The sequence below is a fragment of the Wenyingzhuangia fucanilytica genome, from assembly GCF_001697185.1.
GTDB classification, from domain to species: Bacteria; Bacteroidota; Bacteroidia; order Flavobacteriales; family Flavobacteriaceae; genus Wenyingzhuangia; species Wenyingzhuangia fucanilytica.
On record NZ_CP014224.1, the window covers coordinates 2,897,813 to 2,913,702 of the forward strand.

Here is a 15,890-nt window from a genome sequence, read left to right on the forward strand (position 1 = left end):
TTCAACAAAAAACCATACTTGTAAATACTTTTTTAACAATCTCAAAACCAACAAATTCTCTACCAGTGATTGTCTAAGTAAAATAAATATAGATAAGTACAACTAACCCACAAATACCACCTCCGGCAAGCTTTGCATATTTCCATGGAGTAATGTCTACTTGTTTGGTATAAAGCTGAACGTAATCTTCTTCTCTTGGTTTTAATTTACCCACAATTAACATGGTGACAACTATAATTACAAAGATCAATCCCATAATATGTAAAAAGTGTGGAAAGGCTTCCATTTTAATAACCGCTAAAGCTTTTTCATCAATAATTCCAGACATCGCTGCTTCGGTCAAAGCAGCACTAATCATCATCGGCTTAATTAAGTACAACGAAATTAAATACACTCCTACCCCAAAAACAATTGCAACGTTTGCAGCAATTTTAGGTACTCTTTTAGTAAAATACCCAATTAATATAATTGCAAGAATTGGCACACTATAAGAACCATTTAACTCTTGTAAATAATTAAAAATTCCTCCTTCTACTCCATACAACAAAGGAGCAATTGTCATAGACAACAAGGCTAGTACCATTCCGAATGTTTTCCCTGCTCTAACAACTTTTATTTCATTTGCATCCTTATTGATATATTCTTTATAAACATCCAACCCAAACAAAGTAACAGAACTATTTAAAGCACTGTTAAATGAACTTAAAATAGCTCCAAACAATACTGCTGCAAAAAAACCAATCATAGAAACCGGCAATACCTTTTTAACCAACATTGGATATGCCTGATCTGCATTCCCTAAATCTCCATTAAAAATTTGAAAAGCAATAATCCCTGGTAAGACTACAATAAACGGCCCTAATATTTTAATAAAAGCAGCCAAACACAATCCTTTTTGCCCTTCCACCAAATTTTTGGCTCCCAAAGCACGCTGAATAATTGCTTGATTGGTACCCCAATAATAAAAATTAACAATTAACATCCCTGTAAATAATGTTGCAAAGGGTACAGATGAAAATTCTCCTCCTATGATCTTAAACTTTTCAGGTAAATTAGTTGTTAAAGTATTCATCCCCTCAAAAACACTCCCATCTCCTACATACAAAAGTCCAAAAATCGGAATTAAAGAACCTCCTATAATCAATCCTACAGCATTAATCGAATCTGAAACCGCTACTGCTTTAAGACCTCCAAAAATGGCATAAATACTACCAATAATTCCTATTCCCCAAACAGTAACCCATAAAGCAGATTCATCACTCATATTTATCATCTGAGGAATATCAAACATCGTATTGATAGCCAATGCCCCTGAATACAGCACTGTTGGTAGCATTGAAATTGCATATCCAAATAAAAACAAAACTGAAACTAATGCTCTAGTAGACTTACCATATCTTGTTTCTAAAAACTGAGGTATGGTAGCAATTCCTCCTTTTAAATACCTAGGCAACAAAACCAAAGCTGTAAAAACAATAGCAATGGCAGCCAATACTTCATAAGCCATAATAAGAATTCCTTCGCTAAAAGCAATTCCATTCATACCAACAATTTGTTCTGTTGATAAATTGGTAAGCAACAAAGACCCAGCAATTACAGGACCTGTTAAACTTCGTCCACCAAGAAAATACCCCTCTGATGATGTTTCATCGGTTTTTCTTGTAGACCAATATGAAATAACCGCCACCAATAACGTAAATGCAGCGAAAGACATAATTCCCATAATTATAGTTTATTTTGGATTTGTATTTAAACAGGTAATTTACAAACTTCTTGTGATTACACTATACTAAATTTAAAAGTTGTGTCCGATTTACTTCCTTACTAGCCTTTATAAACAATAAATTTCTATGTTTATTTACTACAACTTATTGTTTTCTACCCTAATGACTCCTTTCAATATCTAAACAAATGCAAAACTAAAAAATCACTTTCTTAAATTACTCTATAAAATTTAGCTTATTTATATTTAATTTTATCTTCATCATTTTTGAAGTATTTTATTTTATTTCATCTCATTTAATTCAACCCCTATTATGAAAAACATCATTTTACTCTTTATCATTTCTATTACTTTATCAGCCTGTAAATCTACAGGAGAAGTAAAAAATAAAAAAGCAGATAATATTGCCATTACAAGTACAGGAGAAAAACCTTTGTTGTTACGTCAACCCTATTTACAAATGGTTAGACCTACTACAACTACCATTACATGGAAAACCAATGACTTAGCAGATAATTGTTTAGTAGTATTTAATCAAATCGATAAACAAAACAAAAAAGTTGTTAAAGGTAGCTTGGTAAATCACGAAGGAAATAAATTTAACGAAGTGGTCTTAACCAATCTAAAACCATCAACTACCTATACTTATAGCATATACTCTAACGGACACTTATTAGCTAGTGGTAAGGATTATCATTTTACAACTGCTCCAAATCATAAAAACAAGGCGTTTACTTTTTATGCTTTAGGTGATATTGGTGCTAAAGAAGGACAAAGTTTTGCTATAGAACCAGCAACAAGAATTACTGAATTAAACCAAAAACCTGACTTTGGATTAGGATTGGGTGATATTGTATATCCAAAAGGTGAAAGTAAAAATTATGACAATCACTTATTTAAACCCTTTCAAGAAGTTTTTAAAAACATTCCTTTCTACCCGGTAGCAGGAAACCACGATTGGTTGTCTGATCCTGAAAAGAACTTTGAAAAAGAATGGTCTTTACCTGGAAACGAACATTATTATAGTTTTTCTTATTCCAATACTTTATTTATAGGATTAGACTCAAGTGATGGAGGTTTTTATCAAATTGAAGAGCAACTAGCTTGGTTAAAACAAACTTTAAAAGAAAACAAAAATTCTTTTGATTGGATTATTGTTTATTTACACCACAATGGTAAAAGTTGTACTTACAAAAATGACTATGAACACGTAAAATCTTTATACACTGTATTTGCTAACAACAAAGTAGATTTGGTATTAAATGGACATGCACATACCTACGAACGCTTAAAGGCTTATGATGAATTTGGTAACGTTGATAACACTATTAACAACCAATCTAACTACAACAATTTAAAAAACAGATTTATTTCAATCACGATTGGAGCTGGAGGAAAAATTAACAAAAAATGGAAAGCAGATCCAAGCAACCCTGAAAACTGTAAGGACGGAAGTATTGTAGCACATTCAGAACACGTACCAAGTTTTGGATTGATTTCCATTAATCATAAAAAACTAATTTTTAAAGGGATCAACTCATACACTGGAGAAACATTTGATACTTTTTCAATAACTAAAAATTAAAACTTAGTTATTAACAACACATAAAAAAACACCGATTATAAAAATAATCGGTGTTTTTAATAAAATCTAGTCTTTAGATTTTGTCGGGGTGGCAGGATTCGAACCTGCGACCTCCTCGTCCCAAACGAGGCGCGATGACCGGGCTACGCTACACCCCGAAAAGCCATCTTTAAAAATTGCGGAGAGACAGGGATTCGAACCCTGGCGACAGTTACCCGTCGACAGATTAGCAATCTGCTCCATTACCACTCTGGCACCTCTCCAAAAGTATATAACTACTTTCTTTTGCGAGTGCAAATATATATGTTTAGTTAAATGCTTGCAACCTTTTTTTGAGTTTTTTTTACTCTGGGTACTCAATCCTTACGTGATAGATATTTTTAAGCTTTTTCTTAATCACTTTCTTTACACTTTCAATTTCTTTTAAGGTAATATTTGCGTTTAAAAATTGCCCTTCAGCCTTTTGTTTTTCTATAATCTTTTCAATTAACTCATCAATTGCAGTAGCCGTTGGTTCCGTTAAACTTTTTGAAGCAGCTTCGGCAGCATCACACATCATTAAAATTGAAGTTTCTTTAGAAAAAGGAATAGGTCCAGGATATCTAAAATCTTCTATGTTAACATTTTCTGGATTGGCTTCTAATTCCTTTTTATAAAAATAATACACCAAACTTGTTCCATGATGAGTTCTGATAAAATCAATAATTCTATCTGGTAACCTTTGTTTTTTAGCCAATTCAATTCCCTCGGTAACATGACCTATAATAATTTTTGCACTGTCTTTTGCCGGTAATTCATTATGAGGGTTTACTCCTGTAGATTGATTTTCTGTAAAATAGAATGGATTTAACATTTTTCCTATATCATGATACAATGCTCCTGTTCTAACCAACATTACATTAGCATTAATAGCATTTGCTGCAGCCTCTGCTAAATTTGCTACCTGCATAGAATGCTGAAAAGTTCCTGGAGCTTTTTCATTCAATTCTCTTAACAATACACTATTTGTGTTAGACAATTCTAATAAAGTAATATCAGACACCAATCCAAATAACTTTTCGTACAACCAAATTAAAAATACAGACAAAAAGGACAGTACTCCATTTAGAGCAAACAAAACAAAATAACTACTGTTAATTTGACTAATACCTCCTTCGTGAATAATGTAAAAAGCCAAATAAGTTAGCATATAAACTAGGGTAATTTTAATTACAGAAATAAATAAATTTCCCCTTTTATGAATATCAGAAACCGTTAAAATAGTAATAAAACCAGCAATGGTTTGTAAATAGATATACTCAAAACTATTTGGCACTACAAACCCAAGCATCAAAACCATCAATAGATATGAAAACATCGCTACACGAGCATCAAAAAATGCTTTCATTACAATAGGTAAAATACAAATAGGTACTACATATAAATAATCTGTATGTTGTTTTATGATTAGCGTTTCTAAAAAAACCATCAATAAAACATTTAGAAAAATAAAGGTGACTTGAGTATTGTTTTCAAAAATTTCTTTTCTATCTAAATACAAGAACAACATTAACATTCCCATAGCTAATGACACCAAAATAATGTAACCAACTAAAATCCATGCATAATTCTTTTTTGTCCAGATTTGAGATTTATATTCTTGTTTTAAAGAATTTAGCACTTCTAATTTTCTACCCTCAACAATATCACCTCTGGCAATTATTAATTCTTTAGCAGATATTTTTCCTTTGGTATAAGAAATAGTACTCAACATTTCTGTCAAATCCTTTTCTGTAAATTCCTTATCAAAAAATACATTGGGAACTAAAACTTCGGTTAAAATATTAGTGATAACACTTTTATAAGCATAATTCATTTGATTATTCAACGTTGAATTAATCAATGGTAATAATTCTCTAGGAGTAATTAATCTCCCATAATACATTTCACTAACCTCTTGCTGTTTTCTTAAAAAGATAGATTTATCTGCAGCATATTCATCTTTTACACTTATATCAACAAAACCTAAATCATATATAAAAGTGATTAAATCATCTGCAGTTTTTTTATAAATAGAGGTTTCAAATTCTTTCTTTAATCCCTTGTTTAATATGACTTCATCATAATAGGTATCAAACTTTTTTTTCACCTCAGTCTCAACATCTCCCTTGTATTCAAAATAGATATTTGAATTTTTAATCAATTCATTTTTTTCTTTATTGATTTCTGCTTCTGTTTTTTGAATAGCAAAGTCAAAGGGAGCTAACAAGTTTTCGTATTGCCAAGGTTTTCCTTTTTGAAACTCGTACTTAAACTTACCTCCTTTTGGAAAAAAATAAACAATAGAAAAGACTACTAATACAAATAGAAAAACTTTGTAAATAATAGATTGATTTTGATATATGCGGTTAATGATATTCTTCATTAGTGATTTTGATGTTTATCAAAAATAAACAATTAATTTTTGTAAATTCAAAGTACGCTTAACCTGTTTTCATCATGTCTAAAAAAATTGTTATTGTTTCTGCAAAAAGAACGCCCATCGGATCATTTTTAGGAAGTTTATCAACTGTTACTGCTCCAAAACTAGCCGCAGCAGCTATTAAAGGAACCTTAGATGAAATTAACATTCCTTATCATTTAATAGAAGAAGTTTACTTAGGAAATGTTCTTCAAGCAGGATTAGGACAAGCTCCTGCAAAACAAGCTGCAAAATACGCTGGTTTAAAAGATGACATCCCTTGTACTACCATTAATAAAGTTTGTGCTTCTGGAATGAAAGCCATTACTATGGGAGCACAAGCCATTAAAGCCAATGATAGGGAAATTGTACTTGTGGGCGGAATGGAAAATATGTCTTTAGTTCCACATTATTCAACATTAAGAACAGGAACTAAACTTGGGAACCAAACTTTACATGACGGAATTTTACAAGATGGTTTAACTAATGTCTACGACCAAAATCACATGGGAGTATGTGGTGATAATTGTGCAAAAACACATCATATTTCTAGAGAAGAACAAGATACTTTTGCCATACAATCTTATCAAAAATCAATTAACGCGAATCAGGAGGGAAAATTTAGAAACGAAATTTCTCCTGTAAGCTACCACGATAAAAGAGGAAATGAAATTATTATTAACGAAGATGAGGAGTTTTTGAATTTTAAACCCGAAAAGTTTCCGTTACTAAAACCAGTTTTCTCTAAAGAGGGTACAGTAACTGCCGCCAATGCTTCAACTTTAAATGATGGTGCTGCTGTATTATTAATAATGTCCGAAGAAAAGGCAAAAGTTTTAAACCTAAAACCTTTAGCAGAAATTATTGCTTATGAAGATGCTTCAACAAGTCCTGAATTATTTACAACTGCTCCTGCTAAAGCCATACCTGCTGTTCTTAAAAAGGCCAACTTACAACTTACTGATATTGATTATTTTGAACTAAACGAAGCTTTTTCTGTGGTAGGAATTGCCAATGCTAACTTACTTAAAATACCAATGCACAAAATCAACAAAAATGGGGGAGCCGTATCACTTGGACATCCTCTAGGTTGCTCAGGTGCAAGAATTGTTGTTTCTTTGATAAATGTTTTAAAACAACAGCAAGCAGGTTATGGACTTGCAGCTATTTGTAACGGTGGCGGGGGTGCAACTGCCATAATTATTAAAAATATTTAGATAGCCTACTCATATATTCAATGGATTACGGTATTTGTAACCTTAGTGTTGTTCCTTTAAGATTAGAGCCTTCAGACACCTCTGAAATGGTTTCTCAAGTCTTGTTAGGCGAACATTTTAAAGTCTTAGAAATTAGAAACAAATGGAGTAAAATCCGTTTGGCCTATGATGGTTATGAAGGATGGATTGATAACAAACAATTCTTACTCATTTCTTTAGAAGATTACACCAAAATAGATAAATCTCCAATTTATTTATCAAGTGATATCATCAATTTTGGAGAAAACCAACAACAATTACTTACCAATATCGTTATCGGTTCACATTTACCTTTTTACAAAGAAGAACAATTTTTAATTGGTGAAGAAAAATTTGCCTTTGAAGGAGAGGTAATTTCTAATCAGCAACCAAAAGAAAATATTGTTTCCACAGCTTTACAGTTTTTAAACACACCTTATTTGTGGGGAGGAAAAACTCCTTTTGGAATTGATTGTTCTGGACTAACGCAACTGGTATACAAACTAAACGGTTACCCTTTAAAAAGAGATGCTAAAGATCAGGCTACCCAAGGAGAAGTTTTAAGTTTTATTGAAGAAAGCGAACCTGGTGATTTAGCCTTTTTTGATAATGATGAAGGAAACATTATCCACGTTGGTATTATGATGGCTGATAATTACATTATTCATGCCCACGGAAAAGTAAGAATTGATCGCTTAGATCATTTGGGAATTTACAACGTAGATACTAAAAGACATACGCATAAACTTAGGGTAATTAAAAAGATTATATAAGCATTGTTTTACAATTTGGAGAAACTAATAATTCTCCTTCCGTAACACTTTTAATATATTCCACACCAACTTCTGGAGCCGTTTCTTTTAACAAAAATTTTCCATTCTCTATAGTCAACAATCCTAAATTGGTTACAATTGTTTTTACACAACCAACACCAGTTAAAGGCAAACTACATTGTTTTAGTAATTTTGATTCCCCTGCTCTGTTGGTATGCATCATAGCAACAATAATATTTTCAGCACTCGCCACTAAATCCATAGCACCTCCCATACCTTTTACCATTTTACCCGGAATTTTCCAATTGGCAATATCTCCATTTTGAGAAACTTCCATAGCTCCTAAAACAGTTAAATCAATATGCTGACCTCTAATCATACCAAAACTTAATTCCGAATCAAAAAAAGAGGCTCCAGGTAAGGTTGTAATGGTTTGTTTTCCTGCATTAATCAAATCAGCATCTACTTGCTCTTTTGTAGGAAAAGGCCCCATACCCAAAACTCCATTTTCACTTTGGAATTCTACATTAATATTTTTTGGGACGTAATTAGCCACAAGAGTTGGAATTCCAATTCCTAAATTTACATAAAAACCATCTTGTAATTCTTTAGAAATACGTTGTGCTATTTGTTCTTTTGTAAGCATTTTTTATTCTGATATGGTTAATTTTTCAATTCGTTTTTCATATTTATTACCTTGGAAAATACGCTGAACAAAAACTCCTGGAACATGAATTTCATTTGGATTTAATTCTCCTACAGCAACTAACTCTTCTACCTCTACCACATTTATTTTAGCAGCACCACACATGGCTTGATTAAAGTTTCTTGCTGTTCCTTTAAAAATAATATTCCCTGCTTCATCTCCTTTCCACGCTTTAATTAAAGCAAAATCTGCATTTGTTGCATATTCTAACAAATACTGTTTTCCATTAAACGTTCTTACTTCTTTTCCCTCAGCCACCTCTGTTCCTACTCCGGCTGGGGTAAAAAAAGCAGGAATTCCCATTTTAGCAGATCTACACCTTTCTGCTAAAGTTCCTTGTGGAATTAACTCCACCTCAATCTCATTATTCAACATCTGTCTTTCAAATTCATGATTTTCTCCCACATAAGAAGAAACCATTTTTTTTACTTGATGTTTTTTTAGTAATAAACCTAAACCAAAATCATCAACTCCAGCATTATTAGAAAAACAAGTAAGCTCTTTAACATTAAGTCTTACCAATTCTGCAATACTATTTTCAGGAATACCGCAAAGACCAAACCCTCCTACTAAAAGAGTCATTCCGTTAGTAATTCCTTCTAAAGCTTCTTGAACTGAATCTACTTTTTTGGATATCATTTTAAAAAAATTGAGTTTACTTAAATATAAGAAATATAGTGCTTATTTGCACAACAATTCTCTTTTGACTTAAGAACAAAAAACCTCAGTAATTGTGATTACTGAGGTTTTTTACTTTAAATATATTTTAGACTCTACTATAAAGCTGCTGCTTTTTTAGTTTCTCCAATAGAATTATACAATCCTTTTAATGTAGATTTAACACCTTCATCTTTTTTTAAGCTATAAGCTTTTTCAAAAAATGGAATGGATTTAGTATACATATCAGTCAAACGGTCTTTAATTACACCGTATTTTTTAGTACCTCTGTTAGCATTCAATTCTTTTATCAACGATTTTTCTTCAGACATAATAATCAAACCTTTGTTAATATATGCATTTACATAATTAGGATCTAATTCAATTACCTTGTCATAAGCTGCAGAAGCTTTTTCTGAATTACCTAAATCTTGAGAGATAACCCCTAAATTATACCATGAGTTTTTATTCTCTGGTGTTAACTCTAAAACCTCTTCTAAAGCACTTATATAAGCCTCTTTATCTCCTGTTTTATAAATAACTGCTGCGTAATTTTCATAGAAAGGTACATGTTTAGGGAATTCTTTTTTAGCTTCCTTAAGCTTTACCATTTCTTTTTCAAAGTTCTCTTGTTGATCATAAATACCAACCAAGTTGCTATAGTATTCTATACGAACTTTTTTATCAACCTTCGCTTCACTTGGAGAAATATGAGTTCCTATTTTTACAGCCTTATCTCTATCTTCTTTTTTAAAGAATTCATTGTTTTTTAGAGTATGTTTATTAACAGCATTAAAACTAACATCTCCTAATAACTTTAAAGACTTTTCAAGAATTTTAGCAGCCTCTGAATAATCTTTAGAAGTTAAACGACAGTAAAGCAACAAGTCTAAAAGATCTTTACGACCTGGTTGAGTTTTATACAATGCCTCATACAAGTCCCCTGTTTTTTTATAATCCTCTTGCTTTAAGAACTTATTTATTTTTTTATAATAATCATCAGAAATGTTATTAAGGTAGTTAACTGCTTTTTCAGAATATTTTTCTTTTCCTACTCTAGACTCTACTTCTAACGTTTTATAAAAATTAATTGCTGCTGTTTGATAATCTTTTTCTTTTGTAGTTTCATCTCCAAAATAAACTTTCCCCAACAAAAAGTAGTAATAAGACTCATACTGAGTATCTTTTACCATAGGTTCTAATCCCTTAATGCCTTCTGCCGCTTGAGTAAAATCAGAACGCTTAATTAATTTCTCTACATTTTTTAACTCCTTTTTCTGTGCTAATACAGAAAAAGAAACACTAACAGATAATATTAATGTTGTTATTTTTTTCATCTCTTTATTATTTATATTTTACTCTTGATTCGTTTCTGATGACCCTTCTACTCCAGCTTCAGCTTCAGTAGTGTTTTCACTAACATCTACATCTTCCTCATCATCTTTCATTACTTTAGCTACTGCCGCAATAGAATCATTATTATTAATGTTAATTAATCTAACTCCTTGAGTTGCTCTACCCATGGTTCTTAATTGCTCAACCTCCATACGGATAGTAATTCCTGATTTATTAATAATCATCAAGTCATCTTCATCAGTAACATTTTTGATAGCAACTAACTCACCTGTTTTATCAGAAATATTTAACGTTTTAACTCCTTTACCACCTCTGTTGGTAATACGATAATCTTCTAATTTAGAACGTTTACCATATCCTTTTTCAGAAACAACTAAGATTTCGCTTTCCATATCATCTACAGCAATCATGCCAATCACTTCATCCTTATCATGTGCAAGGGTAATTCCTCGTACTCCAGATGCTGTTCTACCCATTGGTCTAGTTTTTTCCTCTTCAAAACGAATTGTTTTACCAGACTTAACTGCCAACATTACTTGACTATTTCCATTGGTTAATTTAGCTTCCAATAACTCATCACCTTCTTTAATAGTAATCGCTTGTACACCATTTGTTCTTGGTCTAGAGTACTGCTCTAATAAAGTCTTTTTAACTTGACCTTGTTTAGTAGCCATGATAACATAATGATTATTGATGTATTCTTCATCTTTTAAATCTTCTGTTACCAAGAAAGCTTTTACTTTATCATCATTCTCAATATTGATTAAGTTTTGTAACGCTCTACCTTTAGAAACTTTTGTTCCTTCTGGAATTTCATACACACGCATCCAGAACACTTTACCTTTTTGAGTAAAGAACATCATGTATTGATGGTTAGTTCCTACAAATAAATGTTCTAAGAAATCTTCGTTTCTTGTTGCTACACCTTTTTGCCCTTTACCACCTCTATTTTGAGTTTTGTATTCTGATAATGGAGTACGTTTTACATAACCCGCATGAGAAATAGTTACCACTACTTTAGAATCAGGAATCATATCCTCAATTCTCATATCTCCTCCAGCGTATTCAATTACAGAACGTCTTTCATCACCATATTTTTCTCTAATAGCAATTAATTCGTTCTTAATAATTTCCATTCTACGCTCTTCGCTACTTAAAATATCTTTTAAATCAGCAATCAAAAGCATTATCTCTTCGTACTCTGAACGAAGTTTATCTTGCTCTAGTCCTGTTAACTGACGCAAACGCATTTCTACAATAGCCTTAGCTTGAATCTCAGTCAATTCAAAACGAGCCATTAATTTTTCACGTGCTTCATCACCATTTTTAGAACCTCTAATAATAGCTATTACTTCGTCAATATTATCAGATGCAATAATTAAACCTTCTAAAATATGAGCTCTTGCTTCAGCCTTCTTTAAATCAAACTCCGTTCTACGAGTTACTACCTCATGTCTGTGTTCAACAAAGTGATGTATTAAATCTTTTAGGTTTAACATTTCTGGTCTTCCATTAACCAAAGCAATGTTGTTAACACTAAAAGAAGTTTGTAAAGAAGTGTATTTGTATAATTTGTTTAAAACAATATTAGGAATTGCATCTTTCTTTAAAACATAGACAACTCTCATTCCCTTACGGTCAGACTCATCTCGAATGTTTGCAATACCTTCTAGTTTTTTCTCATTGACTAACTCAGCAGTTTTTTTAATCATTTCTGCCTTGTTCACCAAATATGGAATTTCAGTAACAATAATGCAATCTCTACCTTTTATTTCTTCAAAAGTAGCCTTAGCACGCATTACTATTTTTCCTCTACCGGTATGAAAAGCATCTTTTACACCTTCATAACCATATATAGTTCCTCCTGTAGGAAAATCTGGTGCTTTGATGTGTTCCATCAAACCATCAATATCAATATCTCTGTTATCAATATAAGCTTCAATACCATTAATTACCTCTGTTAAATTGTGAGGTGCCATGTTTGTAGCCATCCCTACTGCAATACCAGAAGCCCCGTTCACCAATAAGTTTGGTATACGAGTTGGCAACACAGTTGGTTCGTTTAATGTATCATCAAAGTTTAATCTATAATCAATGGTTTCTTTTTCAATATCAGACAACATTTCTTCTGATATTTTTTGCATACGAACCTCTGTATAACGCATTGCTGCCGGACTATCTCCATCTACAGAACCAAAGTTCCCTTGCCCATCTACCATCATATAACGTACACTCCAATCTTGAGCCATACGCACCATTGAGTCATACACTGAGGTATCTCCGTGTGGGTGATACTTTCCTAATACTTCTCCTACTACTCTTGCAGATTTTTTATACGCTCCAGTTGACTTAATTCCCAACTCATGCATTCCATATAGGACACGTCTATGTACTGGCTTTAACCCATCTCTTACATCTGGTAGTGCACGTGACACAATTACAGACATTGAATAATCAATATAAGCAGATTTCATCTGCTCTTCAATATTAATAGGGATCAGCTTTTCTCCTTCAATCATGTATATTATTCTTAAGTTATATTTTATTTATCAACATAGCAATTTACATCTTTTCATCGGTTTTACAAGTTTAGCAAACTCCTAATTTAACCACAAGTTATTAACAAATAAAACCTATTGACTATTGTCTTCGTATATGTTTTATCAACATATTTGCTTTTCAATACGCTGATTTACAGAAAAATAAAAACAAGACAATCTGTCTTATGATAACAATGGCAAGCAAATTGTAATTTATCTAAAAAAAATCTACTAAATTTACGTAGAACCTAATCTTAAAAACGATAGAATATGGATGATAATTTCTCACAAGAAGTTAAAGATGTGATTGGTTTCAGTAAGGAAGAGGCTATCAGACTAGGTCATGACTTTATTGGCACTGAACATTTGGTGTTAGGTATTATTCGAAATCAAACAAGCAAGGCTAATGATATGCTAATTGCCTTAGATGTAAACCTTGAGTATTTAAAACACAAGGTAGAGGCTTTGCACCCTATTTCTAGCTTACCAATACCTGCTGGTGAAAGAAGAAACCTACATTTAACTAAACAAGCTGAAAAGGCGCTAAAATCTACTTTTTTAGAAGCTAGATTATACAACAGCACAACAGTTGATACTGCTTTGTTGCTGCTTTGTATTTTGCGAAATGAAAATGACCCAATTACTAAAATACTAGACAAACTGCACATTACTTACAACGATGTTAAGTCCTTGTACAAGCAATTAACGCAAGGTGGTGAAGACGAAGATGAACTTGATGAAGCTATAGAGGACACTTTTAACTCACCAAGCAATGAAAGTTCTCAAGATTTTTCTGGAGGAAATGCAGGTTCTTTTGAAAGAAGCCAACCGCAAACACCAAATCCTAATAAAAAATCTAAAACTCCTGTTTTAGATAATTTTGGTAGAGATTTAACTTTTCTTGCAGAAACTGATAAATTGGATCCTGTAGTTGGACGTACTGCAGAAATTGAACGTGTTTCTCAAATTTTAAGTAGACGTAAGAAAAACAACCCAATGCTTATTGGTGAACCTGGGGTGGGTAAATCTGCAATTGCAGAGGGCTTAGCTCTTAGAATTGTACAACGTAAAGTTTCTAGAATTCTTTTTAACAAACGTGTAGTTTCTTTAGATTTAGCTAGTCTTGTAGCTGGTACTAAATACAGAGGTCAGTTTGAAGAAAGAATGAAAGCTTTGATGAATGAATTAGAAAAAAATGATGATATCATTTTATTTATTGATGAAATTCATACCATTGTTGGTGCTGGTGGAGCTACAGGTTCTTTAGATGCTTCAAACATGTTAAAACCTGCCTTAGCAAGAGGTGAAATACAATGTATTGGTGCTACTACTTTAGATGAGTATCGTCAAAATATTGAAAAAGATGGTGCCTTAGAAAGACGTTTTCAAAAAGTAATTGTAGAACCTACAACAGAAGAAGAAACTGTTCAAATTTTACAAAATATTAAAGGTAAATACGAAGATCATCACAATGTTACTTTTACCGATGAAGCTATTGTTGCTTGTGTAAAATTGACAAATCGTTACATGACTGATCGATTTTTACCAGATAAAGCTATTGATGCCTTAGATGAATCTGGGTCTAGAATACACATCACAAATATTGTAGTCCCTAAACAGATTATTAAACTTGAAGCTGAGCTAGAAAACATCAAAGACAAAAAAACAAAAGCAGTTAACGGTCAAAAATACGAAGAAGCTGCTAAGTTAAGAGATGATGAAAAAAATATGGAAGCTGCATTGGCTTCTGCTCAACAACAATGGGAAGAAGCTGCTAGAAAAAACAGAGAAGTAGTTACCGAAGAAAATGTAGCCGAAGTTGTTTCTATGATGACAGGGATTCCTGTAAACAGAGTTGCCGAAGCTGAAAGCAGTAAGTTAAGAGAATTACCAACTACCATAAAAGGTAAAGTAATTGGTCAAGACGAAGCTGTTGCAAAAGTGATAAAAGCCATACAACGTAACCGAGTTGGATTAAAAGACCCTAACAAACCTATTGGATCGTTTATCTTTTTAGGTCAAACAGGAGTTGGTAAAACACAATTGGCAAAAGTATTGGCTACAGAAATGTTCGACTCTGAAGATGCGTTAATCCGTATTGACATGAGTGAGTACATGGAAAAGTTTGCTATTTCAAGATTGGTAGGAGCACCTCCAGGATATGTAGGTTATGAAGAAGGTGGACAATTAACCGAAAAAGTTAGAAGAAAACCTTATTCAATTGTCTTATTAGATGAAATTGAAAAAGCACATCCTGATGTATTTAATATGTTGTTACAAATTTTAGATGACGGATATGTTACTGATAGCTTAGGTAGAAAAATTGATTTTAGAAATACAATTATCATCATGACTTCTAATATTGGTGCTCGTCAAGTAAAAGACTTTGGTGCAGGTGTTGGTTTTGGAACCGCTTCTAAAAAAGCACAAGCCAACGACCATATTAAAAGTGTGATTGAAGGTGCATTGAAAAAATCTTTTGCTCCTGAATTCTTAAACAGAATTGATGATGTTATTTTATTCAACGCTTTAGAAAGAGAAGATATCCACAAAATTATAGATATTGAATTATCTAAATTAACCAAACGTATTAGTGGTTTAGGATATACTTTAATTTTAAGCGATGATGCTAAAGATTACATAGCAGAAAAAGGCTTTGATCAAAAGTACGGAGCTAGACCTTTAAAAAGAGCTATTCAAAAATATATTGAAGATGTTTTAGCAGAAGAAATAGTCAATTCTAATCTAAATGATGGTGACATTATTAAAATGAATTTAGATAAAGAAAAACAAGAATTAACCATTTCTATTGAACATCAAGAAAATTCAGAAATGAAAGAATAAAAAAAGAGGAACTAATTTAGTTCCTCTTTTT

10 protein-coding genes and 2 tRNA genes are annotated in these 15,890 nt (G+C 32.2%); 4 read left to right on the top strand and 8 right to left on the bottom strand.

From position 1 onward, the window contains the following. Positions 1 to 73: 73 nt before the first annotated feature. Complete coding sequence (locus tag AXE80_RS11900; RefSeq protein ID WP_068827607.1) at positions 74 to 1,723, bottom strand: solute:sodium symporter family transporter; 1,650 nt, start codon at positions 1,721 to 1,723, stop codon at positions 74 to 76. 313 nt (positions 1,724 to 2,036) lie between these two features. Between AXE80_RS11900 and AXE80_RS11905 the strand changes: the two genes are divergently transcribed. Further along, entirely contained in the window at positions 2,037 to 3,308 is a 1,272-nt protein-coding gene (locus tag AXE80_RS11905; RefSeq protein WP_068827609.1) for a purple acid phosphatase family protein, read from the top strand. Positions 3,309 to 3,391: 83 nt separating this feature from the next. Here the strand turns inward: AXE80_RS11905 and AXE80_RS11910 are convergent. From AXE80_RS11910 to AXE80_RS11920, 3 genes are all read right to left on the bottom strand, one after another. Next, positions 3,392 to 3,466, bottom strand: a tRNA-Pro gene (locus AXE80_RS11910). 21 nt (positions 3,467 to 3,487) lie between these two features. Then, positions 3,488 to 3,571 (bottom strand) — tRNA-Ser (locus AXE80_RS11915). A gap of 80 nt (positions 3,572 to 3,651) precedes the next feature. Next, the gene (locus tag AXE80_RS11920; protein WP_068827611.1) at positions 3,652 to 5,712 is read right to left on the bottom strand and encodes an HD family phosphohydrolase; all 2,061 of its coding nucleotides are present in this window, start codon (positions 5,710 to 5,712) and stop codon (positions 3,652 to 3,654) included. Positions 5,713 to 5,786: 74 nt separating this feature from the next. On the opposite strand from AXE80_RS11920, the gene AXE80_RS11925 reads away from it, so the two are divergent. Further along, positions 5,787 to 6,965, top strand: a complete 1,179-nt coding sequence (locus tag AXE80_RS11925; protein ID WP_068827613.1) for an acetyl-CoA C-acyltransferase — start codon at positions 5,787 to 5,789, stop codon at positions 6,963 to 6,965. Between the two features lie 20 nt (positions 6,966 to 6,985). Further along, positions 6,986 to 7,756, top strand: a complete 771-nt coding sequence (locus tag AXE80_RS11930; RefSeq protein ID WP_068827615.1) for a C40 family peptidase — start codon at positions 6,986 to 6,988, stop codon at positions 7,754 to 7,756. Here the strand turns inward: AXE80_RS11930 and AXE80_RS11935 are convergent. The 4 genes from AXE80_RS11935 to gyrA all read right to left on the bottom strand — a co-directional run bounded on the left by AXE80_RS11935 (position 7,749) and on the right by gyrA (position 12,994). Next, positions 7,749 to 8,402, bottom strand: coding sequence for a 3-oxoacid CoA-transferase subunit B (locus AXE80_RS11935; RefSeq protein WP_068827617.1), 654 nt, complete (start codon positions 8,400 to 8,402; stop codon positions 7,749 to 7,751). The two genes, AXE80_RS11930 and AXE80_RS11935, sit on opposite strands and share 8 nt — an antisense overlap. A 3-nt stretch (positions 8,403 to 8,405) precedes the next feature. Further along, a complete protein-coding gene (locus tag AXE80_RS11940; protein ID WP_068827618.1) occupies positions 8,406 to 9,101 on the bottom strand; it encodes a CoA transferase subunit A in 696 nt (231 codons plus the stop codon). 137 nt (positions 9,102 to 9,238) lie between these two features. Next, positions 9,239 to 10,456, bottom strand: coding sequence for a tetratricopeptide repeat protein (locus AXE80_RS11945; RefSeq protein WP_068827623.1), 1,218 nt, complete (start codon positions 10,454 to 10,456; stop codon positions 9,239 to 9,241). Between the two features lie 18 nt (positions 10,457 to 10,474). Next, positions 10,475 to 12,994, bottom strand: coding sequence for a DNA gyrase subunit A (gyrA, locus tag AXE80_RS11950; protein ID WP_068827625.1), 2,520 nt, complete (start codon positions 12,992 to 12,994; stop codon positions 10,475 to 10,477). Between the two features lie 291 nt (positions 12,995 to 13,285). On the opposite strand from gyrA, the gene AXE80_RS11955 reads away from it, so the two are divergent. Next, the gene (locus tag AXE80_RS11955) at positions 13,286 to 15,859 is read left to right on the top strand and encodes an ATP-dependent Clp protease ATP-binding subunit (protein WP_068827627.1); all 2,574 of its coding nucleotides are present in this window, start codon (positions 13,286 to 13,288) and stop codon (positions 15,857 to 15,859) included. Positions 15,860 to 15,890 lie beyond the last annotated feature (31 nt).

Bases quoted from the DNA above. Each gene is read 5' to 3' on its own strand.
- AXE80_RS11920 (WP_068827611.1), bottom strand. From the start codon at position 5,712: ATGAAGAATATCATTAACCGCATATATCAAAATCAATCTATTATTTAC.
- AXE80_RS11930 (WP_068827615.1), top strand. From the start codon at position 6,986: ATGGATTACGGTATTTGTAACCTTAGTGTTGTTCCTTTAAGATTAGAG.
- AXE80_RS11900 (WP_068827607.1), bottom strand. From the start codon at position 1,723: ATGGGAATTATGTCTTTCGCTGCATTTACGTTATTGGTGGCGGTTATT.
- AXE80_RS11925 (WP_068827613.1), top strand. From the start codon at position 5,787: ATGTCTAAAAAAATTGTTATTGTTTCTGCAAAAAGAACGCCCATCGGA.
- gyrA (WP_068827625.1), bottom strand. From the start codon at position 12,994: ATGATTGAAGGAGAAAAGCTGATCCCTATTAATATTGAAGAGCAGATG.
- AXE80_RS11935 (WP_068827617.1), bottom strand. From the start codon at position 8,402: ATGCTTACAAAAGAACAAATAGCACAACGTATTTCTAAAGAATTACAA.
- AXE80_RS11940 (WP_068827618.1), bottom strand. From the start codon at position 9,101: ATGATATCCAAAAAAGTAGATTCAGTTCAAGAAGCTTTAGAAGGAATT.
- AXE80_RS11945 (WP_068827623.1), bottom strand. From the start codon at position 10,456: ATGAAAAAAATAACAACATTAATATTATCTGTTAGTGTTTCTTTTTCT.
- AXE80_RS11905 (WP_068827609.1), top strand. From the start codon at position 2,037: ATGAAAAACATCATTTTACTCTTTATCATTTCTATTACTTTATCAGCC.
- AXE80_RS11955 (WP_068827627.1), top strand. From the start codon at position 13,286: ATGGATGATAATTTCTCACAAGAAGTTAAAGATGTGATTGGTTTCAGT.